Below are 23,824 nucleotides of genomic sequence, written 5' to 3' on the forward strand. Positions count from 1 at the left end.
CGGCAGCCTTCTAAAGAGGCTGCCGTTTTCTAAAGTTTAATCCTCGTCTTTTCGATCTTCTAACACTTCTAAAGCGGAACGTTTTTTCTTCTTCCCTTTGCGCTTCCACCGTTCAATATGAATGGTAGGAGATTCATAACTATCGGAAGCTCTAATATCAGTATTAGAAGCTTTCATAAAGGACCAGGCCAGTAAAAACATAATGAAAATAAGCGGGAAACCACCCACGATACTTGCTGTTTGTAATGTCTCTAATCCACCTAAGAACATAAGAGTTAAGGGCATAATACAAAGAGCAAATGCCCAAAACAAACGATTCCATCGCAAAGGTTCTCCTTCCACCTTCTTCTGCACAACAGCTGCTAAGATGTATGATGAGGAATCAAACGTCGTTGCTAAGAAAATAATTGCTAAGATCGTAAATATTAACACTATGAACTTCGCCAGTGGCAGCTGGTTCATAATTTCAATAATTGTAGCGGGAGCTCCGTTTGCATCAAGGAAACCGATCACGTCAAGCTGACCTGTCAGCTGCATGTACAATCCAAAATTCCCCATAATTCCAAAGAATAGAATACAGCCTAATGTACCGTAAATCATCGTACCAAGCACCATTTGTCTTATCGTTCGTCCTCGAGAAATACGAGCAACAAACAAACCAACAAACGGGGCGTACACTAACCACCATGCCCAGTAAAAAATTGTCCAGGATTCTGGGAAAAGAGTTTCTTCAAAATCACCTATGTTAGCAAATGGCTCCATCCAAGTCGCCATTTTGAAAAAGTTGTCCATTATAATCCCTAGTGAATTAAACGTCGTTTCACTAATGAATCGTGTAGGTCCTACAAAGAAAATAAAAGCTAATATAAAAATAGAAAGCCAAAGGTTAATATCACTTAAAACTTTAATTCCTCTTCGAAGTCCAGAATAAGCACTAATGGCGAATATTGTTGTACATATCAGCATAATAAAAGCTTGTAAACCTAATGTGACTTCCACTCCTGTTAAGTCACTTATACCCTCAGCAATCATCGGAGTTCCAAGGGCTAAAGTTGTTCCTGCTCCTCCCATTAAACCGAACATGAACAATACATCAATAATCGTTCCTAAAGGCCCCTCAACTCTGCGGCCTAATATTGGTCGAACGGCTTCACTCACTTTAAGTACAGGTTTCTTTCTTACATAATAAAAATAGGCAATAGGTAACGCGGGCAGCGTGTAAATCGCCCAAGCAATTGGTCCCCAGTGAAAAATACCATAAGCTGTTGACCATTGGATGGCTTCCTGTGAACCTCCCTCCACACCAAACGGAGGACCTTCATAATAATAAGCCCACTCAATAACAGCCCAATATAAAATACTAGAGCCAATCCCTGCAGCAAATAACATAGCAGCCCAGGAAAATGTATTAAATTCTGGCTCTTCTCCTTCATCACCCAATTTAATCTGACCGTTTTTACTAAATGCGACAAATAAAAGAAAAGCAAAAATTAACAAGCCCATTATCATATACATAACGCCAAAGTTACCACTAACAAAAGTATTTGCCTGGTTTACTACTTCTTTACCACCCTCAGGGAATAAAATAAGAGGAATGGTTACACCAAATAAGAGAATGAGTGCACCTATAAACGTACCCCAGTCAATTAATTTTGTATTCACACCACATCGTCCCTTTCTTTTTTTCTTTTTACTTAGCAACTCGTTAACCGTAATTCCAATGTAAAGCGAAGAGTGGAGCAGATATTTAGGGGGAATCAAACACAATGAAAGAGTATAACAGATGTAATTACAGAGGACAAACAAGCATAGTGGCTATATTACCCTCTCCCTTTAAAAAGAAACGAAAATCCGCCATTTATCTAAATAATTTGACATCATTCGACATATAACTGCCGATAAGAGAAAATGACGTGAAGAGGATAGGTCATACTTACTTATTATCTGCCCCTTCCTTTGTTAAAAAAGATGATCGAATTAATCGCTGCCTTTATGTTTTTCCCTATATCAATAACATGATACAAATAGAACAATATGATACAGACTTTAAAAATTTGTTTAAAGCTGATGCAGGAATAATGAAGTTCAGTAAATGTGCATGGTTTAAATGTCAAAGTGATTCATTTACTATAGAAGTACAAGAAGAAATCAAACGCTGCCATGCCCTCACATGAATAAAGCGTAACCCCTAGCGAGTTACGCTTTGACATCTTTGGTATGTTGTTTGGTTTGTTACGATGATAGTATTTTAAGGGAGAATGAAATATGTTCAAAAAAATAAGAGAGTCTTTATCATTTATTAATCCATTATATATCCCTTTGTTTTCAGCAGTTCCAGTTGGAGTCTGGCTATTACTAGGTAACGACAACTGGCAAAGTACGTACTTAAGTCTTTATATCCTCGTCATTATGTTTCTTATCTTTACAGGTGCTGTTGAGATAAGCAGCGAGGAAGGAAAGCATCAAATTTTGGGATATATTTATATGACTTTCGGTTTGCTATTAAGTGTAGTGGGTCTCATTCGCTGGCTGTTTTAAATAAAAAAGAGAAAGGGAAGGATCATTGGAATCATTATAATGATCGTGAAAATCAGCCAGGCATTTTGATTGTCACTCGTCACTTGTTTGCGATACGACATGGCCCAAGCCATTAATAAAAGGACGGTCATTATAATACTTTGCAAGTGAAGGTCCCCTTCATTATTATTTGTAAAGATATACACTCCCCCTTCAATAATTAATAGGAGCCCCACTGCTATATTAAAAACATGTGTAAATAATCTATTCTTCATATTTTCACCTCATTTTACTATTTCCAATAAAGTTAAGTATATCAGAATCGTTAAATAAAAGTGAATAACCAGATGGCGCAGAAACCATCTGGTTATTTAAAGCGATCAACTAATTGTTTTAAGGATTCGGTAATTTCAAATGCCGGGCCATCCCTTTTTAATACTTCCCAATGATCCGGGTAAAATAAAACCTCTAATAACGTACGGTCGTTAGCCGTTAGGGTTAGTCCCCCCATGACCTCAGTGGGGGGTGCGTCTGCTTCAGACGAGGGACTTTCTTTTAACTCCGAGATAAACTTACGGATATCTTCTTCTTCCTCAATGGTTTTACTGTCCCTCTCTTCCTCAAAAGAATATATTTTGATTTCTAAGGGACGTTTATATTCCGTCCAGCTATGAGGAGTAATTTGATCTTTTTCAAAAGTAACAGGATTGAAAAAGTAATGCTCACTTATATAATAGACCCCAAATGCAATTAGCATACCCAGCGATAGGAAAGTAATAATACTTTTCTTCATAACTTCACCTCTATGTATTCTCTATTTATGTATACGACAAAGTATAAGGAATAGTTTCACTAAAATTCCCATTTTTTATGATTTTTGCATAAAAAAAACTCCTAAGTTTTAGGAGTTTTGATATTCAATATTCTTGTAATAACCCGTGGCTTTTCCTTCAAAACCCAAATGCTCATAAACAGAGTGAGCTTTATTCCTTTCTAAACGGTTCCCGCTATTAAGAGTAATGCGGGCAGCTTCTTTCTGCTTTGCCCACTCCTCTGTTTGATTCATTAACAAGCGTCCAATCCCTTTACCTTGGGCGGCTCCTTCTACAACAAATGCTATTACCCTCACATGAGTATCACCGGTGTGATATGCCATACTGTGCATCATTCCGATCATTCCCATCAGCTCTCCATCTTCTTCAAATACATATGTTTGATAGTGAGAATCAGCAAAAATGTTAGTCAGCCGTTTTCTCATCGATTGACAATCTGCAGGATACCCAAGTGTCCCCATTAAGTCAGCTAACTGTGCACTATCTCTTAATTTCGCTTCTCTAATCATAAATGAGGCCCTTAAATTGAGCTTTGTTCGTGTTTTCTTAGTTCCACTCTTCTAATTTTACCTGAAGTAGTCTTAGGCAGGCTTGAAATAAACTCCACTTTTCTTGGATATTTATAAGGAGCCGTTAAATGTTTCACGTGGTCCTGAAGATTTTTCACCAGGTCCTCATCTCCTTGGAAGCCTTCTTGAAGGACGATAAAAGCTTTAACTACATTCCCTCTAACTTCATCAGGACTGGCTACAACAGCGCATTCTTGTACTGCGTTATGCTTCACTAATGCATCTTCAACTTCGAAAGGTCCAATCGTATAACCTGAACTTATGATAATATCATCGCTGCGGCCCTCGAACCAAAAATACCCTTCTTCATCTTTCGTCGCCTGGTCACCAGTTATATAATAGTTTCCTCGTTGGGCCATTTTTGTACGTTCCGGATCTTTGTAGTACTCTCTAAATAAAGCGGGTGTTTCCAAGTGTACCGCTATATCTCCAACTTCTCCGGGTTCAACGGGCTCGCCCCATTCATTTATAATTTCTACCGTATTGCCAGGTGTAGGTCTCCCCATCGATCCCGGCCGTACTTCCATATCTTTCATAATACCAACTAATAATGTATTTTCCGTTTGCCCGTACCCATCACGAACTGTTACGTTGAAATAATTCTTAAATGTAGAAATAACTTCACGATTTAAAGGTTCTCCTGCCGAGACAGCACTATGCAGTTCCCTTAAACTGTATTCCTCCAACTGATCTACTTTTGCCATAAGACGATATTCTGTCGGCGTACAACACAATACATTAACTTTATACTCGTCCATTAGACTAAGATAGGTTTTAGGATCGAATTTACCTTGATAGATCAATCCGGTAGCACCAGTGCCTAATACAGAGAGGAATGGGCTCCATACCCATTTCTGCCACCCTGGTCCTGCTGTCGCCCAAACGGTATCTCCATCCTTAATAGCCAGCCATTTATCAGCAGCTGTCTTTAAATGAGCAAAACCCCAGCCATGCGTATGGACTACGCCTTTTGGATTTCCGGTTGTACCTGAAGTATAAGAAAGGAAAGCCATATCATCCCGATTCGTCTCTGCCATTTGAAAGTCTTCTGACTCGTCTTCCATCAGCGAATCTAAGCTTAACCACCCTTCCTTATCACCGCCTGTAGAGAAAGCGGTTACATTTTTCATTTCATCTACACCCTCGAATTGCCCAGTAAACGCTTCATAACATACCACTGCTTTTGCTTCCCCGTGGGATATACGATAAGATAAATCCTTCGGACGGAGCATTTCAGAGCTTGGAATAACAACTAAACCTGCTTTTAATGCACCAATATATACTTCATAAGCAGCAATAAGTCTTGGGATCATTACAAGGACCTTATCACCTTTTTCTAACCCATGGTTTAAAAAAGTGCTGCCAATTTTGTTGGCGTTCTTCATTAACTCGACGTATGTAATATCATCCTTTTGTCCATCACTATTCAGCCATTGTAGTGCTTTTCTAGCGGGTTCAGCCGTGTATTTCTCAATCTCCTCCACAACATTATACTGCTGAGGTGCTATTAACTCTTCTCGTTTCATGTACGTTCCTCCTATCGAATTACGTAAGACCTAATCCATTATAACAAATTTTCAAAATTATTAAAAATAAAACCAAACCTTAAAAAACCCCATTAAAACAGTAGTTCTAATGGGGTGATCATCAAGCTAAGCGTTTGAAATTTTGACCTAAAATCTCATTCATAGAGTGAACAGTAATAAAGGCTTTTTCATCAACTGCAAGCATATATTTTTTAAGTTTAGAGTAGTCCCTGCGATTCAGGATCGTCGTAATGACTTCTTTATCTTCTTGATTAAAAGCCCCTTTAGCAAAATGAATTGTAGCACCCCGGCCCAAATTTTTAACGATAAATTCACGCACTTGTTCACTTTCTCGACTTATAATAACGACTTCTTTATTATTATCAAATTGCTGAAGTGCATAGTCTATTACTAAACCATTTAATATTACTCCAAAGAACGCATACATGCCCACTGCTGGTCCAAAGATAAAAATGGATGAAGTCGCAATAGCAATATCGGAAAATAAGACACCTTTTCCTACTTCTACGGAAAAATATTTATTTAGAATCATTGCAATTATATCAGTTCCACCGGTGGAGGCTCCCTGATGAAAAACTAAAGCCATGCCAGAAGCTGCTATAATTTGCCCTATAATTAATTGAATGAGTAAATCGTCACTCAAGGCTTGCTCCATAGGAAAGAACGTTTCTAATCCCCAAACCATAAACGATAAGGCAAAGCTGGCGTAGATTGTTTTTGCTCCAAACTGAAACCCTAAAAAGATAAAACCCACAATAAATAATACAATATTGAGTAAAATCATAATTGTTCCCAACGTAAATTCAGGAAACAGCTGATTAAGAACGATAGAAAGACCACTTACTCCTCCTGTTGCTAAATCATTAGGAGAGAGGAAGAAATGAACATTAACGGCTACCGCAAATGCTCCCAGGTTCATGAGTAGAAAAGAAAATAGTTTTTTTGTCATCAGTAAGCCTCCTTTTATATCTAAATTACGTTTATACATTGCTTCAACGAATAGTACATACGGGATTATAGAAGGCTTTGTAGATCTTGTAAACCGTTATGGAGAAATATTTATAAATACTTTCATGTAAGCGATTAATAATAAATTATTGTGAAAATTATTGCGATGAAAACGTGCATAAATATCGAGTTTCTCTTATAATTTCCCAGGTAATAAGACATTTTACACAAAAAAAGAACAGCTGATATTTCAGCTGTTCTTTACGTTTTATAAGGTAATCGTACTGTCACACATGTTCCTTCTCCCTTACTGCTTTGATATCTGATTTGACCATCTAAATCGTCTATCATCTTTTTAGTTACCATTATGCCTAAGCCTGTACCTTTCTCTTTCGTGGTATAAAAAGGTTCCCCTAACTTCGAAAGCTCTTGTTCTGATAAGCCATGGCCATTATCAATAACTGATATTATAAGCTCATCGTCTTGAACGACCGTTTCAATTTGGACCTCTCCATCTCTACCTAACGATTCCATAGCGTTCGCAACCAAATTAATCAAAATTTGCTTTAATCTTTTAGGCTCACTGTAAAACCCTTTCAAATTTGAATCACAAGAATAATAGATCATGACTTCTTTGCTGCTTGAATCAGGGTCTAGTAATCGACTGACATAAGAAATAATGGCTTCTAAGTTAACATACTCCAGTTGAACGGAAGATTTCGGCTTGGATAGCATCATAAAGTCTTGGACGATCGACTCAATTCGATTAACTTCATCCAAAATAATATCGTGGTAACTATCTCGTAAATCAGGATTCGCCGCCCCAATCTGTAGAAATCCTTTAATAGCCGTTAGAGGATTTTTAATTTCATGAGCTACTCCTGCCGCCATTTGAGTAATCGTCGAAAGCTGCCGAGACTTTTCTTCTAATAGAGTCATTTCTTTTATTTGGGTTATTTCTTCATCTATTCCAACAACGTACTTTCGTCCTTGATCCTCTGCCGGGAAACCTCTCATTCGAATCCACTTTTTCTCACCGGCCGGAGTTGTAATCGTATATTCTACCTGATGCTCTTTTTGAGTCATAATAACACCAGCTTCTTTGACGATATCCAGGTACTCTTCGTCTATTAAGTTAAACAGCTGTGGTGGATCATTAAGAATTACCTGTTTGTCTACCCCGTAAATATGAGTAAAAGCGTCACTAAGATAATGAAGTTCACCTAAATCAGGGGAACAGATCCAACAAGCTTCTTTAATATTGCTGGAAAGTAAATTGAAACGCTCTTCTGTTTTTTTCATGGATTCAAGCTGAAGGTTATAGCGACTTACATCTTTTGCAATAATCGTAATTCCTTGCTCGCTGGGTACGACCGTAACATCGATCACGATTCCTGTTTTATGCACGTTACCTTGAAACTCTACAGGTTCCTGAGTCTCCATAGCTCGTAAGTAATGTTGAAAAAAACTGTTGTAGTCATTCACAGGAAATAAATCCCATAATTTTTTCCGGTAGTAATCGGATAAATTCATGTCTACCATTCGTTCCATTTTAGGGTTAGCATAAATAACTTCCCAATTACTATTTAACATCGCTAATCCATATGGAAAATAATCAGCAGCTTGAACCAAACGGTCTTTCACTTGCGAAGTTCTCGTGGTACTTACTTGAGTCGAGAAAGCTTCTTTTAAATTTAATACTGTACATGAAGGTAAAGGATTTCTTTTGGGATCTTGAATGGATTTTTGAGAAGATTTATTAGTTTTATTTGTGGGTGGGGAAAAAATTACAGCAATATTCCCGTTGGAAAGGTGGAGCATTTTACATGAAAATGCCTTAAGTTGGTCTGCAATTTGAATAGATACACCTAACTCCGTCTCATTCCATTCTGAAGAATGATGAATCACACGATAGATTTCACCACGGTTATGGATTTGAAACAGAGAGAGCCAGTTTGACAGGTGAAGCTTGGTTTCACTAATCATAAGTTCCGTGGATAATGTACGATTAAGTGTAACGGTCTGGTGATGAACATCTAGAAGACATGCTGGAGTACTACTAACCTCCAGAACGGCAAGCAATTCTCCACTATAAAGATGATCGAAATACCTTTCTTTTATCACCAAAATTATGACCTCATTTCTTTACTATTCAATATTTTCCAATATGGGTTTCATTATAACGTATATATTGGAGTTTTTGAATATGAAATTGTATATTCTTTCGCGAAAAAAATGTAGAAAAATTGAAATCGCTTAATGAGTTATAAAACCTATCCTTCAATACTTCTCCATAGAGTTAAGGATGCGTAGCTCTTAAACGGGTCCCAGTTTTCACTGAAATCCATCATTTCTTGAAAATCAGGCTTATGGTCGATGCCAAAATATTTCTTCAATGCATTCTGTATTCCAATGTCTGCTTTAGGAAATAAATTTTCCCGCCCGACACCAAACATCAGCCAATTTTCTGCCGTCCAAGGGCCGATTCCACGGATTTTTGTCATTTCTTTTACAACCAGCTCGTCAGGCTGTTCAGCTAATTCCTCTAAGTCGAGTTCTCCCGCAGCAATTAATCGAGAAGTGTCAATGACGTATTCTGCTTTTCTTTGACTAAATTGAAGTTCCCTCAGTTGACTGTATTCCAATTGAGCAACCGTCTCTGGAGATGGATAAAACCATACCCCATTTTTTTCATACCCAAAGTTCTCAACAAACCTCGTACTTAAAGTGTAGGCAAATTTCATATTAAGCTGCTGATGGATAATGACTTTAATTAAGCAGTCATAGAGATGGAAGTCTTTCACGATAGGCGTCGCTGGGTATTCGTTAAACAGCATCTCTAAGTTAGTCCCCTGAAAATGCTCATGAACTTTGTTCAGATCTCTTCCCCATTGAAACAGCCATTTAATATGCTCCAATAACTCTTCTTTTACTAATTCACTATTACTGCTTATTTCAAACTTCGGAGCCGAAGTCGTACCGATTCCTTTTACACGAACAACATGGTCTTTATTATGAAGTTTGACCGGGATAGCTACCCATCGTTCTTCTAGATCTAACTTCGTAAGGGGATCAAAAGACCACCGCTTCAGCGTATAATCAAAATTATAGGTTGTCACTAATTCTTTTTCTTCTTTCCACATCAAATACACCTCTAGTCTATATAAAAAGACCTGACTATTTTACATTGTCAGGTCTTTATTGTATCAAACTTATAAACTTACGATTGGAAAAGGAAGTAATTTTTTTACTAAAAGATCGTTAAGACTTCCAAATTGATATCCACGCATTCTCAATTCATTAATGAGATTGTCCAATGCTTCGGCATTATCTTCAGAAACGGTGTGTAGCAGAATGACGGCGCCAGGATGAATCTGTTCCATGACATTATTAAACGCGTATTCCCACCCTTTCTGGTGATTGGTTTCCCAATCGACAAATGCAATTGACCAAAAAGCATGAATATATCCTAATTCTCTAGCCCATTCTAAGGTATTCGTATTAAAGGTACCTCTTGGCGGCCGAAGAAAGGTCATCGCTTTTTGATCAGTTAGATCCTCTACAGCTGTTTGAACTTGATCCAATTCCTGCTTCATTTTACTTTTAGAAATTTTCGTGAAATCAGGATGGGACCATGAGTGGTTACCTATAATATGGCCTTCTTTCACCATTCGTTTCACTAAATCAGGTGCACTGTTAATGTAGTGACCGGTGACAAAAAATGTGGCTGGAACTTGTTGTTCTTTTAAAACATTTAATACTTCATCTGTGTACCCTTGTTCGTATCCATTATCAAAAGTAAAATAAACTACTTTTTCACCTGATTGATCCACGAAGAAACCATCATGTTCATCGATCATTGGGCCGTAACGTCCAACATCAGGTGTATTTCCATTTTTATCTTTTTCAAACCCCCATCCCTCTGCACTGGCAAAAATGGGTGAGCAAAGAAAAAATAAAACGACCATAAAAATATATTTAGTCATGCGCTGATCACCTGCTTTTTTTCTTAGTATGCGTTGAAAAGAACATACTATGAAAAAAGACGCACGGAATCTATCCGTACGTCAGAAAAAGTTATAGCATTAATGAAGCGATCCAGCCAAAAATAAATAATGGAATATTAAAGTGCAGGAACGTCGGGACACATGTATCCCAGATGTGGTGGTGTCTTCCATCAGCATTCAAACCAGAAGTCGGACCTAATGTACTATCAGATGCAGGTGAGCCAGCATCACCTAACGCTCCAGCTGTACCAATTAACGCAGCTGTCGCCATCGGTGAAAAACCTGCTCCTATACAAATGGGTACAAATAATGCGGCAAGGATCGGCACAGTGGCAAAAGAAGACCCGATTCCGATCGTTACAACTAAGCCTACTAAAAGTAACACAAAAGAAATAAACGCCTGGCTTGTTCCAATGTACTCAGAACTTGCGTCCACTAAAGCTGTAACTGATTCCGTTTCTGTCAGAACATTGGCGTATCCACCGGCTATAAGCATAACAAAAGCAATGGTTCCCATCATAGCAATCCCGTCCGTTACGACGCGATCTCCTGAACGAAAAGGTACGATTTTGAAAATAAACATAAGAACAAGGCCGGCTAAAGCCGCTAATACTAAATTTTCATAATAAGCTTGTATAAAGAGAGTAACTACAATAGCAACCAAGGTGAAGCCATGCTTATTATTAAACTTTGCATTCTTTAACTTTTCTAGTGACTCTCCAAATTGAATATCATGTCCCGCTTCACTTTCCTTCAATTCACGCGGCTTACGATACGTTATAAAAACTGCGAAAAGCAACCCTGCAATCATACCTGCCCCCGGCAGAAGTAAGGATTGAGTAATTTCCCGAATGGATAGAGTTACCCCATGTGTCTCCATTGATTCCTGAATCGTCTGGTGAAAAATGAGACCAAAGCCAATTGGAAGCATCACGTAAGGAGCTTTCAAACCAAATGTTAATGCAGAAGCAACGGCACGACGATCTAGTTTCATACGATCAAATAATTGTAATAATGGTGGAATTAATATAGGAATAAAAGCAATATGGACAGGAATGGCGTTTTGGGAAAGACATGCGATAGACGCAATAACAAGAACTGTAAATGTTCTCATATCCTTAAGTACACGTAATAAATAACCTACAAGAATACTTGTAATTCCTGAATGTGTAATGGCTACAGCAAACGCTCCAAGCAAAATATAACTTAAAGCCACACTAGCCTGCGCTCCCATCCCACTTACTAATAAGTCAAGGGAATCCATAATAGTTTGACCATTCATCACTCCTGCTGTAAGTCCAGCAGCTAAAATGGCAATAATAACATTGACTCTCAATAAACTTAATATCGTCAATACGAATACTGATACAATGACAGCAAGTGCCATAACAATAATCTCCTCTCAAAACTCTTTTTATCACATTAGCGATTTACCATGATAAAGTATTCAACCCAAAAAATCAACCCTCATTTTCCAATGAGAGCTTTCCTTTATTTTCTATCTATAGTTTACGTTCTAGTTCTTCAAGCATTTTGATCAGTTCGTCTACATCCTCAACAGACGTATCTTCTGGCTCTATTTCATCTAAGCGTTCCATAAACGCGGATAGTTTAACTTTTAAATCACTAATTTTTTCCTGCTGTGACACGTACAAGACACTCCTTTATAAGGTATCGTTTGTTTCCACCTTGCCTATCATAGTATATAGGGCTGCCCATGTCTATTCCTTTTTGTTTACAACCTACACCTTTTCAACAAGAACTGCTATAATACGACACAAGTTAGATAGGAGGTTTCGGTGTTGGACTTTTTCGATTTCGATAACAAATATGCAAATTTACTTACCAGTTCACCCGTTTTAAGGATTCTGGCAACTGCAGTTACTATCTTTATAATGGTATTCTTGCTGAGAAAACTGCTTCGAACGTTCTTTTCCAAAGCTTCCTTCATCGAAGCTAGAAAAGTCAATACTCTAGAAGCGATGATGTATTCTTTAATTAATTATGCCGCTGTACTCAGTTTCATTTTTATCTTGCTTTCCGAATGGATTGAGATCGGACGTATTTTAGCTGGTGCTGGTGTGCTTGGCCTTATCATTGGTTTTGGTGCCCAAAGTCTTATTAAAGATTTTTTCTCCGGGCTGTTCCTTCTCTATGAGAAGCAGCTCCATAAAGGTGACTTTATTACGCTGAATGATAAATTTCACGGAACAGTAGAAGATATTGGTCTGCGTTTTTTAAAAATAAGGGAATGGAGCGGAAAATTATTAACAATTAGTAATGGGCAGATCAATACAATTGAAAATTACAATTTCGAACATATGCGGGTTATCGAACATGTTACGACCACCTTTAATGAAGATCCAAGAAAAGTGGTATCCGTTTTAGAAGAAGCGTGTGTAAGACTAAACGAAGAACTACATGAATATTTATTAAAAGATCTTAAAGGAGATGTCGTCGAACCCTTTCAAATGTACGGGATGTCCTCATTAAATCATGAACACCGCGGATATCAATATACAGTCACAGGATTAGTTCAAGACCTCGTATATTGGACCGCATCAAAAGAAACGCGCTACATCATAGCCGAAGCAATGTATGATCACCAAATTGCTATGGCAGAGCAGCGCGTACAATTAAATGCCAATCAAGATAAAGATTTATTGTAATTCAAAAGAAAAGCTTACATGATCTTGTATTGGAATCCATGCTCCGATTCCTTGTCTAGTCACATTTTTAACATCTATGCTCATTTTAGAACCTTTTAATTGGATATACACATCTCCGAAGGCTACTTCTCCTTTTTCATTGAGTGCAGGGGCATAAGCGTGCAGCTTTCCTACTTTATTTACGGGAACTGCATATTTATTGTTTTGCTTTGTTCCTCTGCCAATTACACTTTGAAAGGACAAAGGAACTTTCGTGTTATTTTGCGCTTCAAGGAGAATAAGTTTCATCATTTGCTCACTGTGGGTGGCTTTCGTAGTAAGGCCGCCCTTTATGTGTTTTTCTTCTTTTTGCTCGTAACTTATCTCTTCGTTCTTTTGTCCCCCTTGATTATTTAATTCATTCACATTTATTTCTTGATACTCCCAATTCGTATTTCTCTCTTTCGACTCGTAAGACAACGGCCATCTTCCCAAAAATATCTCGCCTCGATAGCCTATTGCAAAAGGTGAAGGGCGAATAGTTGTTTCATTCAACATCTCAATCAGCTCTGGATTTGATATTCGTACGTCCGAGTTATTAATTAATTCATCCGTAAGTTTTTCTGCCTCCAAAACCTCTTGATCCTCAGTAGAATTTGGATACGTGTTATCTTTAGATATATTGAGAACATGACTAGGAATTTCTGATTGTGCTTTATTTTCTTTTTGTTCTGCAAATCCACTTAATGGCTGAACAAATGAGAAAATACTAATAAGTACAATAAGTCCTATGCAATTTAGTCTCATGGTGTTGACCACCTTTCTTTTTCTTTATCTTGTGAAAAATGGTCAAACCCTATTCTTATGAAGCGAGTAAACGGTTCATAACTTTTTCTGCTTTAGGATCCAGGAATTGGATAAAAGGGCCGATGAAAACAAGAATAATGATCGTACCTACTCCGATAGGACCACCTAAGAATAAAGCTAAAATCAAGGCAAACGCTTCAGTTATGGTCTTCGATATCGTCAGACTTAAGCCAAATCTTTTTTGTAAAGCCACCATGAAATTATCAATGGGATTGAGGGAAAATTTTGGCTGAAGATACAAAGCTACTCCCGCCGCAATTATAAAAATTCCGGCAACTAATGTAATAACTTGATAAAACCATCCAATAACCTCCATATTCGTAAAGGCAGTTATTAGCCAGAAATCAATCATTTTTCCAACAATAATAATGGTAATGACCGCTAATAAATCCGGCCGTTCTGCTGCAATTAATGCATTAGTTACAATTAAAATGCCGCCAATTATAATTACCCAATTTCCTACGGTTAAGCCGAAAGTCTCCGCTAATCCCACGTTCATAGCATCCCATGCTCCTGCCCCTAACTCTGCATTGATAGTCAATGAAATACCTAAAGAAATGGTTATTAACCCTAATAAGTAGATAAATCCTTTAATTACAAAAGCTCTCATGTCAGCCCCCTGTTTATGTAAATGGTTTCACTTCAAACAAAAAAAAGAGCACCACCCAAAAGACTGGATAGGCTCCTTTTATTTTACTTGCTCAATTCGATACACTCAAGTGTTTCTTCAATCTCTATGCTGCCTTTTACAGACTGTACCATGGAGCAGTTTTTGCTGGAAACTTCTAAATTTTTCAGAAGCTTATCTTGATTGAGACGGTACCCTTTCACTACAAAATGAAGATGAATACGTTCAATACGATTGGCTTCGTCTGCATTTCGGCTTACATCTGCAGTTACTTTTATGTCTTCAAAATTAATTCGCTGCTTATCAAGAATTTTCCGGTAGACACCAATGCTGCATCCTGCCACAGAAGCCACCATAAGCTGAAATGGACGAAAACCAAATGTTTCGTCTCCTGAAATTTCCAATTGACCATAATCAAAGGATGTACGTACTCCATCTTCTTTAATATAAAAATCCATTCCCTAACCCCTCCTTTAGTCTTATAAATCTTCCCCTTATGTATATAGTAACCGTTTTCTCCTACTATTTAACCTATTCCCAGCTGAATCTATTGCTTGAAGCTCGTCAAATCGTTTAGGATTAAAAAGATGTCATTTATACAATGGCCCGGGGGAGGTATTACATATGGTATCAAAAAAGACACGATTTTGGATACTGATCGGTCTTGTTACGATTTCTGGTTTTTCACAAGGAATGCTGCTTCCTTTACTCGCCGTTATTCTTGAACAAAATGGAGTTTCCTCCTCGGTTAACGGTATTCATGCGACAGCATTATATATAGGTATTTTAATTTCTTCTCCATTTATGGAGAAGCCTTTGCAAAGATTTGGATATAAGCCTGTCATTATGTTTGGCGGGGCTCTGGTTTTTGTCTCCCTAGCCTTTTTCCCAATATGGCAATCGCTATGGTTCTGGTTTGCTCTCCGAATGATGGTAGGAATAGGAGATCAAATATTACACTTTGGAACGCAAACGTGGATCACGGCAACAGCTGAAGAGAAATCAAGAGGAAAAAGTATCGCCTATTACGGTTTGTTTTTCAGCATTGGCTTTACTTTAGGCCCACTCATGACCAACCTTCTATCTATTAGTATGTATTTACCCTTTGTTCTATCCGCACTACTAAGTTTTATAGTTTGGGGAACAATGTGGTGGGTAAGGAATGAAATGCCTCCCGGCGAGTATACTGCAGTTCACGGCGCTAGTTCATTTAAACGATTTGGATCTGCTATTCAAATGGGCTGGGTCGCTTTCTTACCTCCTTTAACGTATGGATTTTTAGAAGCTACGCTGCACGGGATATTCCCTGTATATGGAATGAGGATCGGTCACGATGTTACTATGCTCTCTTTTATCATTCCTGCATTCGCCGCTGCAAGTTTGTTATCTCAAATACCGCTTGGTGCACTGAGCGATCATTTTGGCAGGAAGAAAATTATTATAAGCGTGGTGCTGGGCGGCATCATCGCTTTTACGCTGGCTGCATTATTTGAGGAATCTACCATAGGACTGTTTGCGACTTTTGCCATTGGCGGTTTATTTGTAGGATCGTTATTTTCCTTAGGGATTTCTTTTATGACCGACCTTTTACCTAAGGAACTTTTACCCGCGGGCAATATTTTGTGCGGCATGTCCTTTAGTATCGGCAGCATTGGAGGGCCATTTTTAACAGGGATATTTATCGATCTTTTTCCTGGGGTATCTCTTTTTTATACTATTGTAATCCTTTTAATCATTGTCCTTATAGTGACAATCGTAAAACGTACTCCGCACCATAATTAAAAGAAAAGCTGAGCAGACAGGCTGTCGAGGGTAAACATGCCATATAACAGACTTTTTTTGCGAGATGAGGTCACTGAAAAACAAAAGGTCGATAAAAGAGGAATTAAAAAGGCGTGCTGTGTGGAATTTAATTTTCACACAGCACGCTTTTCTTCTAACTATTAAGCGATTTGTACCTTCTATCCCATCATAAGTTTAACGATTCGTTTCACATGAGCTGTGATTTATCCAAACAACATATAGATGGGTTTTAGATGGATCTCTGTTAGGTTGGTGCCACGAGGTGCGTTCGGGGGTGACGCCGGGTCGATTAAAACTGGCCACGTCCTGGGGCCAACATCGATACTAGCACGTCCGGTGCGTCGCGGGAACAGCGCTAGCCGAAGATCCACTGGGTCAAGTGATCTTCTTGACCAAGCCGAGGCCGTGCCCGCGGCAAGCATCCATCGAAAAGCCATTCGTGAGACTTTTTCACTAACCTCAATAAGGCTTCGCTTCATGCGGTATAAAAAGCTTGTGGAAAACCAGGGGTTCTCCACAAGCTGACTGTGCAGGTTTCTTTTATTCTGTTAAGGCTTCATTTAATACCTCTAAGTTTTGTTTCATTAAACTAAAATAATCTTCTTCGTTTTCAATATCTTCTTCAGTCAATACAGAAAGATTATGAACACGGAGCGGATCAGCTCCAATTTCTTTTTGAACGACTTCAGAGACCTTAGGTGTAATGTTCTGCTCAAATAAAACATGATTTAATTCATGTTCTTCTGCTACTTCAATAACATTTTCCAGTTCCTTTTGTGAAGGTTCATTTGATGGGCTTAAGCCAGAGACTGCAATTTGTTCAATACCATAAGCTTCTTCCCAATAACCATAGGCAGCATGTGACACAATAATCTCGTTTTTCTCTTGCCCTTCTACTTGCTCATGAAAGTCTTCATCTAAAGATTCTAGATCAGCTTTTAGCGCGTTAAAGTTTTCTTCAAATTGTTCTTCTGAATCTGGTTGAATTTCAATTAACTTTTCTTTTATATTTTCAGCCATTTGAATGGAGCGTACTGGATCAAGCCAAACGTGCGGGTCTTCTCCTCCATGGTTATGACCGTCTTCTTCAGCTGTTTCTTCATCGGCAAGTTCATGCTCGTCTTCATCAGCATGCTCTCCCTCTTCGTGCTCATGTTCTCCATTTTCATGATCATGAGATTCAGATGAAAGATTAATGCCGCTTGAAGCTTCAATAATTTCTACATCCTCTGATTCGATCGATTCAGAGATTTTTTCTGCATACTTTTCTAAACCTGCTCCATTATAAATAAAGGCATCCGCTTCTGCCATTTCCACCATTTCTTTCGTAGATGGTTCATAGGAATGAGCATCTGACCCTGGTGGTAAAATTGTTTCTACTTCAGCATCATCTCCAACAATACGTTCAGTAAAATATTGAAGAGGATAAACGGTCGTATTTATTTTAAGCTGTTCTCCTTCATTGCTTGCTTCTTCATCTTCTGTCTGTTCTCCGCATGCGCTTAAGATAAGTATAAAGATAATAAATAGTAAGCCAATGGTTTTCTTCATTGCTTCTCCTCCTTGCTCTTCGATAAAAAAGTATATAGTAATGATCGCTGTATGTAAACAGTAATCATTACTTTTTAAAAGAAACAAAGAAAAAAGGCCTAATTGGCGACTCTAGACCTTTTTTCCAATTTTAATGACAAACTGGACACTTCCCATAAATTTCAAATTTATGATTTTCTATATCGTAACCTTGTAAATTCTCATTAATGCTTTCCATTGGACAAAAATCAATCGGCTTCGTCTTTCCGCAATCCGTGCAAATAAAGTGGTGATGGTGCCCATTTGTATCACAGCCTAATCGGAAGTGCTTTTCCCCGCTAAGCTCCGTAGACTCTAATATCTCTTCATCTGTGAGTAAATACAAATTACGATAAATGGTATCGTAACTCACGCCTGGAAAATCTTCTTGAATCTCTTTCAATATAGTCTTTGCAGCAATATATTGGTCTTGATTAACAAAAATCTCAAGGATGCGTTCCCTTTGACGTGTCTTTTTATATCCTTTTTCTTTTAGTTTTTGAATGGCAGTTTCAAGGTTCATACTGTGTCACCCTTTACATAAAGATGGTTTCTTACCTTCTTATAGAGAATGGCCATAATTAATACCATGATGGCAATCACAACAATCGTTCCTCCCGGCGGAACACTTAAGTGGTAGGAAGATATTAATCCAAAAATCACTGAAAACTCACCAAATGCGATTGACAATCCAATGGTTTGTTTAAAACTGGCTGAAATTCGTAAAGCTGCGGCTACAGGCAATGTCATAAGCGCTGATACAAGAAGAATGCCGACCACCTGCATAGAAGATGCGATAACTAGTGCTACCATAACAATAAATAACAAATGAATCCAGCGTCCATTTACTCCCGCGATCGATGCATGTTCTTCATCAAAAGATAAAACAAACAGTTCCTTATAAAAAAGTATGACTACTGTAATAACTGCAATGGTTATGAAAAAGACGGTCCACATGCTAGAGCTGCTCACCGCTGTTACACTTCCAAATAGATAGCTGAATAAATCTGTATTAAACCCATCAGCCAGTGAAATAAGAATAACACCTACCCCTATACCACCAGACAAAATGATTGGGATAGCTAACTCTTCATAATGTTTATAAAGCTTACGCAGCTTTTCAATTAGGATTGCGCCCCCAACCGAAAAGACCATCCCCATATAAACGGGGTTCAATTCGTTAATGCCCGTTACTCTTTTTTCTATTAATAAGCTTGCGGCAATTCCTGTCAAAGTGATGTGAGACAGGGCATCAGCAATCAAGGAAAGTCGCCTCACGACAATAAACACGCCTAATAATGGTGCTACAATTCCAATTAAGATCCCTGTAACCGCAGCATTTTGCAGAAACTGGTACTGAAAAAAACTATCGATCATCGCTGGCTCACCTCATGCTCGTGATTGTGCGTCAGCTGATGAACGGAATGACCATATAAACGATTTAAATCGTCATTATCGAATTCTTTATACTCTTCAGAAGCTCCGTGAAAATGAACCGTTTTATTCATACAGACGACGTGAGTTGCATGTTCAGTAATCGTCCCGATATCATGGGTAACCATGAGCAGGGAAATTTCTTTTTCTTTATTTAACTTTCTTAATAAATCGTAGAATGCCGTCACGTGTTTAGCATCTACTCCAACAGTCGGCTCATCTAATATAAGCAGGGATGGGTCACTCACTAATGCTCTCGCAATGAATACGCGCTGCTGCTGACCGCCGGACAACTCACCAATGTTGCTATTAGCATACTCTTCCATTTCCACTGTTTTCAACGCTTCTATCGCTTTTTCCTTATGCTTACGATTAAAAAATTTAAAGGTTCCAATTCTTGATACTAGACCCGTTTTTACTACTTCTAATACAGTAGCCGGGAATCCTGAATTAAAGCTGTTGGCCTTTTGAGAAACAAAGCCAATTTCCTGCCATTGATTAAAATTTTTAATCGGCTGACCAAACAACTTAACCGTTCCTCGGTCAGGTTTATTAATCCCAAGCATAAGCTTAAGTAACGTAGATTTCCCTGAACCGTTTGGTCCTACCAGGCCTAAAAACTGCCCTTGTTCAATACTTAAGTCGACTTTCTCGACCACCCATTCTTTTTCATATTTAAAAGAGACTTGCTCCAATTCTATGATTTTATCTGTTTTCATATAAAATCCCTCTCAAAATAATAATGATTACGAATTAAATTATAATACGTACATATAGTGAAGTAAAACATCGTGTCATTATTCTATTGACAAATCTATTAAATCACGCAAAAATAGTACCCGTCACATAAACAGTAATAATTACGATTAAAATCATGTCATCTATATATTAAAGGAGGACAAGCGTTGTATCAAGAAAAACCTGCAAATCAAAAATGGGGATACATACTTCTTTTCCTGTTTTTTCTACTTTTCATTTACGGAGATTTAATTCCAAGTACGCTGATTACTTCATTTATGCCTGCTTTACTAGACGTTAATACGATTTTTCTCAGTATAGTGCTGGAAGCTATTCCCTTTGTATTATTGGGGGTATTTGCCTCTGCGTTGATTCAGTCTTTCTTAAAAGAAGAAACACTCGAGCGTTTTATCCCTTCCAATCCAATACTAGCCCTTTTTCCTGCAGTCACCATCGGGGCTATTTTTCCAGTTTGTGAATGTGCTATTGTTCCTATTGTACGAAGGCTGATCCAGAAAGGGATGCCCCTCCACGTTGGAATTGTCATTCTTGTGTCTGCACCTGTGTTAAACCCTATCGTATTTTTGTCTACGTTTTATGCGTTTCAAACCGATTTAACGGTTGCCTGGGCAAGAATGGGATTGGCATTCGTAGTTGCCGTCATTATCGGCGCTGTTATTTATTCGAGATTCGGTAACAGCTGGCAGCTCAAAGAAGATAAAGGAGCTCTTGAACATGACCATCACCAGCACCGAAACAAAATAGCAGAAACTTTTTATCATGCGAGCGATGAATTTTTTGACATGGGGAAGTTTCTAATTATCGGTGCTTTGCTTGCTAGTATCATTCAAACTTTTATGGACCGTGATCTATTGATCGGGGTCGGCAGCGGATTCTTTACAGGTCCAGCTGTTATGATGGGTCTGGCTTATTTCCTTTCCCTATGCTCAGAAGCTGATGCTTTTGTCGCCTCTTCTTTTAACGGTTTATTCTCAAGCAGCTCGCTTTTAGCTTTTCTCGTTTATGGTCCAATGACTGATTTAAAAAATACGATTTTAATGGCTGCTTATTTTAGAAAAAAGTTTGTCATTATATTTGTTGTAATCGTAACAATTACCGCTTATATTATCACATTATTATTTGATTTACTTTATTTGTAGGAGGGGTTATTTTGAATAGAAACACTCATTATTTTTTGCGCAGCGTCATTTTACTTGGATTTGGGCTTTTTATTATAAAACTCCTTATCTCTGGAGATATTCAAAAGTTTATTGCCCCTCGAATGATGCCTTATATGTATTTTGCATTAGGTGTTATTGCTATTCTCGGAATGATTCAATTTTTTAAGAGTGATTCCGAGGATGACTTTGCCTGCGACTGTGGACATGACCATGATTACTCACATTCGAAAGGACGTTCATTGCTTGTCTATTCCTTATTTATCATCCCCATTTTTACGGGGATGATTTTCTCAGATCACGTTTTAGGGAGCTCCCAAGCTTCTAATAAAGGGTTTAAATATCAGCTTAATTCAGCTTCACCGAGTGATGATTACGATAAACCAAATGGGTCTCAAAATGAAACGGTCGATAGTGAATCTTCCACAGTTCATGAGCAAGATACATTAGAGGATCCTGCCATTCTAACAACAACAGAGCGGTATCCAGAATTACAAAAAAAGTTATCTGAATCTGAGAGCTTCACTTTAACAGAAGAGGACTACATTGGCACCATATCATTATTGGAGGAGCAAGTGGATGAATATATAGGTAAACAAGTGACAATGAACGGTTTTGTGTTTCGCGAAGATGGTTTCCCTGATGACCGTATGGTTGTCGGCCGTTTTGGAATCAGCTGCTGTGTGGCTGATGGAGGAATTTACGGACTTCTTATTCAAGGAGACGGCGAAGATTTTAACCAATATAAAAATGATACGTGGGTAGAAATAACGGGCACTATAAAAAAAGTAGAGCATAATAACTGGGAGCTTCCTATGATTGAGCCCACCGATATTAAGACCATCGATGTACCTAAGGAACCTTATGTATATGAAGAATTCGAATTTGCGGGATAAAACAAACCAGCTTCTAATCAAGGAAGCTGGTTTGTTAGCATTTACAAATATCTATTGTACCTTCGTTCTAAATAGTCTTGAATTGTAGAAAATATCATAGTCAGCGGCCAGTAAATCAAAGCTGCTAAGATATATAACGTCATTGAATCATTCGTCCGCCCCGCTACAATTTGTGCTTTATTTAAGATTTCAGGCACTGCAATCATGGCTGCCAAAGAAGTTGCTTTTAATAGATCAAGAAAAACATTTGCTAACGGAGGGATGGCAATTCTTATCGCTTGAGGAACAATAATCCTGCGCATCGTCTGCCAATAGGTAAAACCTAAAGCCCGGGCTGCCTCCCATTGACCACGAGCCACACTGGCTAATGACGCGCGATTAATTTCAGCGATATACGCTGCACTATTTGTTCCAAATCCGATGACTGCAGCTGTAGGACCGGAAAATGTAATACCAAGAACCGGCAGGCCGAAGTACAAGACGAATAAATAAACAAGAATAGGAGTCCCCCTCATAAACGATATATATAGTCTCGCCGGCCAGCGTAACAGACGAGTATTCGACCGACGGGCTAAAGCGAGAAAGAACCCTATTATAAGTCCTAAAGCCATACTAAGAATCGCTACTAAAACCGTATAAGGAACTCCTTCTAATACAAAAGGAATATTTTCCCAGGCACGTTCGGGAACAAATAACTTTTCTAAGTTTATTTCGTTAATATCCATGGAAAACATGAAATAACACCCTTACAAATCAAGTCCTTCAATCTCTTCTACATCTTCTTCAGGTTTCTGCGAGGCATCTTTTCCGCCAAAGAACTCTTCCGATAGTTCAGTTAAAGTACCATCTTCACGCATTTCATTTAACGTCTCGTCCATTTTTTCTTTCAATTCTTCTTCGCCTTCTCCCATTACAATGGCAGAGTCACTAGGATGAAATTGAAGATCTGGATGCTGAGTTACCTCAAGCTCAGGAAGTGCTTTCAAAGCCAACGATTGCAAGTAATAGTCATTAATAATTAAATCTGTCCGTCCATTCTCTACATCACGCAGATACACGTCATTAGTTACATTACCATACGACTCGATCTCTGCACCATAATGTTCTGCAATTTGAGCAAATACAGTCGTTGCTCCGCCACCGTGTACCTTCCCTTCTATATCTTCCAATGTCTCAATGCCTGATAAATCATCTTCACGTACAATCATAGTTGCATAAGAATGTTTATAAGGCTCACTAAAATCAAAGCTTTCGTCACGATTATTTGTTACTTCTATATCGTTAGCAACAACATCGACTCTGCCGCTTTCAATAGCTGACAGCAAACCATCTACGCCGTATTCTTCAAAAGAGATCTCCAAATCAAGCCGGTCAGCAATTTCTTTCATTATTTCAACATCATACCCTGTAAGTTCATCAGAGTCCTCGGGGTAAAAAGAAGCCGGATATAATGTACCCGAAGTCCCCACTACAAGTTCTCCTTTTTCTTGAATTTCTTCCCACTTAGAGTCGCCTGATGCGGCCTCTTCTTCATTTGAAGATTCTTCGTTATCATCTGAACCACAAGCCATCAATACAACAGCTAATGTGAGTATAAGTATAGATAAGAGCCATTTGCGCATATTTCTTCCCCCTTCTTTAA

At 38.3% G+C, this 23,824-nt stretch carries 25 protein-coding genes; 5 read left to right on the plus strand and 20 right to left on the minus strand.

Annotated elements, in window-relative coordinates:
* Nucleotides 1–36: 36 nt before the first annotated feature.
* On the minus strand, nucleotides 37–1,662 hold the full coding sequence (locus ACGTNH_RS15785; RefSeq protein WP_394587894.1) for a BCCT family transporter: 1,626 nt from the start codon (nucleotides 1,660–1,662) through the stop codon (nucleotides 37–39).
* A gap of 603 nt (nucleotides 1,663–2,265) precedes the next feature.
* Here ACGTNH_RS15785 and ACGTNH_RS15790 point away from each other — a divergent pair.
* Nucleotides 2,266–2,538: a hypothetical protein gene (locus tag ACGTNH_RS15790; RefSeq protein ID WP_394587895.1), complete on the plus strand. Its 273-nt coding sequence runs from the start codon at nucleotides 2,266–2,268 to the stop codon at nucleotides 2,536–2,538.
* Here the strand turns inward: ACGTNH_RS15790 and ACGTNH_RS15795 are convergent.
* The 10 genes from ACGTNH_RS15795 to ACGTNH_RS15840 all read right to left on the minus strand — a co-directional run bounded on the left by ACGTNH_RS15795 (nucleotide 2,535) and on the right by ACGTNH_RS15840 (nucleotide 12,070).
* Entirely contained in the window at nucleotides 2,535–2,792 is a 258-nt protein-coding gene (locus ACGTNH_RS15795) for a hypothetical protein (RefSeq protein WP_394587896.1), read from the minus strand. The genes ACGTNH_RS15790 and ACGTNH_RS15795 overlap by 4 nt on opposite strands.
* A gap of 92 nt (nucleotides 2,793–2,884) precedes the next feature.
* Nucleotides 2,885–3,310 carry a hypothetical protein gene (locus ACGTNH_RS15800; protein ID WP_394587897.1) on the minus strand — a complete coding sequence of 142 codons (426 nt, stop codon included), beginning with the start codon at nucleotides 3,308–3,310 and terminating at the stop codon, nucleotides 2,885–2,887.
* A 108-nt stretch (nucleotides 3,311–3,418) separates the two neighbouring features.
* Nucleotides 3,419–3,859, minus strand: a complete 441-nt coding sequence (locus ACGTNH_RS15805; protein ID WP_394587898.1) for a GNAT family N-acetyltransferase — start codon at nucleotides 3,857–3,859, stop codon at nucleotides 3,419–3,421.
* Between the two features lie 11 nt (nucleotides 3,860–3,870).
* The gene (mbcS, locus tag ACGTNH_RS15810) at nucleotides 3,871–5,445 is read right to left on the minus strand and encodes an acyl-CoA synthetase MbcS (protein WP_394587899.1); all 1,575 of its coding nucleotides are present in this window, start codon (nucleotides 5,443–5,445) and stop codon (nucleotides 3,871–3,873) included.
* 121 nt (nucleotides 5,446–5,566) lie between these two features.
* Nucleotides 5,567–6,415 (minus strand): YitT family protein, encoded by an 849-nt coding sequence (locus ACGTNH_RS15815; RefSeq protein ID WP_394587900.1) that lies wholly within the window; start codon nucleotides 6,413–6,415, stop codon nucleotides 5,567–5,569.
* A gap of 260 nt (nucleotides 6,416–6,675) precedes the next feature.
* A complete protein-coding gene (locus tag ACGTNH_RS15820) occupies nucleotides 6,676–8,538 on the minus strand; it encodes an ATP-binding protein (RefSeq protein ID WP_394588503.1) in 1,863 nt (620 codons plus the stop codon).
* A 149-nt stretch (nucleotides 8,539–8,687) separates the two neighbouring features.
* A complete protein-coding gene (locus ACGTNH_RS15825; RefSeq protein WP_394587901.1) occupies nucleotides 8,688–9,557 on the minus strand; it encodes a DNA-3-methyladenine glycosylase family protein in 870 nt (289 codons plus the stop codon).
* Between the two features lie 69 nt (nucleotides 9,558–9,626).
* Complete coding sequence (gene pdaA, locus ACGTNH_RS15830; protein WP_394587902.1) at nucleotides 9,627–10,400, minus strand: delta-lactam-biosynthetic de-N-acetylase; 774 nt, start codon at nucleotides 10,398–10,400, stop codon at nucleotides 9,627–9,629.
* Nucleotides 10,401–10,491: 91 nt separating this feature from the next.
* Nucleotides 10,492–11,808 (minus strand): Na+/H+ antiporter family protein, encoded by a 1,317-nt coding sequence (locus tag ACGTNH_RS15835; RefSeq protein ID WP_394587903.1) that lies wholly within the window; start codon nucleotides 11,806–11,808, stop codon nucleotides 10,492–10,494.
* A gap of 115 nt (nucleotides 11,809–11,923) precedes the next feature.
* A complete protein-coding gene (locus tag ACGTNH_RS15840; protein WP_394587904.1) occupies nucleotides 11,924–12,070 on the minus strand; it encodes an SE1561 family protein in 147 nt (48 codons plus the stop codon).
* Nucleotides 12,071–12,223: 153 nt separating this feature from the next.
* Here ACGTNH_RS15840 and ACGTNH_RS15845 point away from each other — a divergent pair, with 153 nt between their 5' ends.
* The gene (locus tag ACGTNH_RS15845) at nucleotides 12,224–13,090 is read left to right on the plus strand and encodes a mechanosensitive ion channel family protein (protein WP_394587905.1); all 867 of its coding nucleotides are present in this window, start codon (nucleotides 12,224–12,226) and stop codon (nucleotides 13,088–13,090) included.
* Here ACGTNH_RS15845 and ACGTNH_RS15850 read toward each other — a convergent pair.
* From ACGTNH_RS15850 to ACGTNH_RS15860, 3 genes are all read right to left on the minus strand, one after another.
* The gene (locus ACGTNH_RS15850; RefSeq protein ID WP_394587906.1) at nucleotides 13,082–13,876 is read right to left on the minus strand and encodes a YfkD family protein; all 795 of its coding nucleotides are present in this window, start codon (nucleotides 13,874–13,876) and stop codon (nucleotides 13,082–13,084) included. The two genes, ACGTNH_RS15845 and ACGTNH_RS15850, sit on opposite strands and share 9 nt — an antisense overlap.
* Before the next feature lie 55 nt (nucleotides 13,877–13,931).
* Entirely contained in the window at nucleotides 13,932–14,546 is a 615-nt protein-coding gene (locus ACGTNH_RS15855; RefSeq protein WP_394587907.1) for a YczE/YyaS/YitT family protein, read from the minus strand.
* 83 nt (nucleotides 14,547–14,629) lie between these two features.
* Nucleotides 14,630–15,022: an OsmC family protein gene (locus ACGTNH_RS15860; protein WP_394587908.1), complete on the minus strand. Its 393-nt coding sequence runs from the start codon at nucleotides 15,020–15,022 to the stop codon at nucleotides 14,630–14,632.
* 166 nt (nucleotides 15,023–15,188) lie between these two features.
* Between ACGTNH_RS15860 and ACGTNH_RS15865 the strand changes: the two genes are divergently transcribed.
* Nucleotides 15,189–16,346, plus strand: a complete 1,158-nt coding sequence (locus ACGTNH_RS15865) for an MFS transporter (RefSeq protein ID WP_394587909.1) — start codon at nucleotides 15,189–15,191, stop codon at nucleotides 16,344–16,346.
* Nucleotides 16,347–16,907: 561 nt separating this feature from the next.
* Here the strand turns inward: ACGTNH_RS15865 and ACGTNH_RS15870 are convergent.
* The 4 genes from ACGTNH_RS15870 to ACGTNH_RS15885 all read right to left on the minus strand — a co-directional run bounded on the left by ACGTNH_RS15870 (nucleotide 16,908) and on the right by ACGTNH_RS15885 (nucleotide 20,089).
* Nucleotides 16,908–17,918: a metal ABC transporter solute-binding protein, Zn/Mn family gene (locus tag ACGTNH_RS15870; RefSeq protein ID WP_394587910.1), complete on the minus strand. Its 1,011-nt coding sequence runs from the start codon at nucleotides 17,916–17,918 to the stop codon at nucleotides 16,908–16,910.
* A 130-nt stretch (nucleotides 17,919–18,048) separates the two neighbouring features.
* Nucleotides 18,049–18,459: a Fur family transcriptional regulator gene (locus tag ACGTNH_RS15875; RefSeq protein WP_394587911.1), complete on the minus strand. Its 411-nt coding sequence runs from the start codon at nucleotides 18,457–18,459 to the stop codon at nucleotides 18,049–18,051.
* Nucleotides 18,456–19,313 carry a metal ABC transporter permease gene (locus ACGTNH_RS15880; protein ID WP_394587912.1) on the minus strand — a complete coding sequence of 286 codons (858 nt, stop codon included), beginning with the start codon at nucleotides 19,311–19,313 and terminating at the stop codon, nucleotides 18,456–18,458. The genes ACGTNH_RS15875 and ACGTNH_RS15880 overlap by 4 nt, the downstream gene beginning before the upstream one ends.
* Complete coding sequence (locus tag ACGTNH_RS15885) at nucleotides 19,310–20,089, minus strand: metal ABC transporter ATP-binding protein (protein WP_394587913.1); 780 nt, start codon at nucleotides 20,087–20,089, stop codon at nucleotides 19,310–19,312. The genes ACGTNH_RS15880 and ACGTNH_RS15885 overlap by 4 nt, the downstream gene beginning before the upstream one ends.
* Before the next feature lie 186 nt (nucleotides 20,090–20,275).
* On the opposite strand from ACGTNH_RS15885, the gene ACGTNH_RS15890 reads away from it, so the two are divergent.
* The gene (locus tag ACGTNH_RS15890; RefSeq protein ID WP_394587914.1) at nucleotides 20,276–21,268 is read left to right on the plus strand and encodes a permease; all 993 of its coding nucleotides are present in this window, start codon (nucleotides 20,276–20,278) and stop codon (nucleotides 21,266–21,268) included.
* An 11-nt stretch (nucleotides 21,269–21,279) separates the two neighbouring features.
* Nucleotides 21,280–22,182, plus strand: coding sequence for a TIGR03943 family putative permease subunit (locus ACGTNH_RS15895; protein ID WP_394587915.1), 903 nt, complete (start codon nucleotides 21,280–21,282; stop codon nucleotides 22,180–22,182).
* Between the two features lie 41 nt (nucleotides 22,183–22,223).
* On the opposite strand, the gene ACGTNH_RS15900 is transcribed toward ACGTNH_RS15895, so the two are convergent.
* Complete coding sequence (locus ACGTNH_RS15900) at nucleotides 22,224–22,916, minus strand: amino acid ABC transporter permease (protein WP_394587916.1); 693 nt, start codon at nucleotides 22,914–22,916, stop codon at nucleotides 22,224–22,226.
* Between the two features lie 12 nt (nucleotides 22,917–22,928).
* Nucleotides 22,929–23,804, minus strand: coding sequence for a transporter substrate-binding domain-containing protein (locus ACGTNH_RS15905; RefSeq protein WP_394587917.1), 876 nt, complete (start codon nucleotides 23,802–23,804; stop codon nucleotides 22,929–22,931).
* Nucleotides 23,805–23,824: the final 20 nt, after the last annotated feature.

It is taken from the genome of Halobacillus sp. B23F22_1, from assembly GCF_043497005.1.
Taxonomy (GTDB): domain Bacteria; phylum Bacillota; class Bacilli; order Bacillales; family Halobacillaceae; genus Halobacillus_A.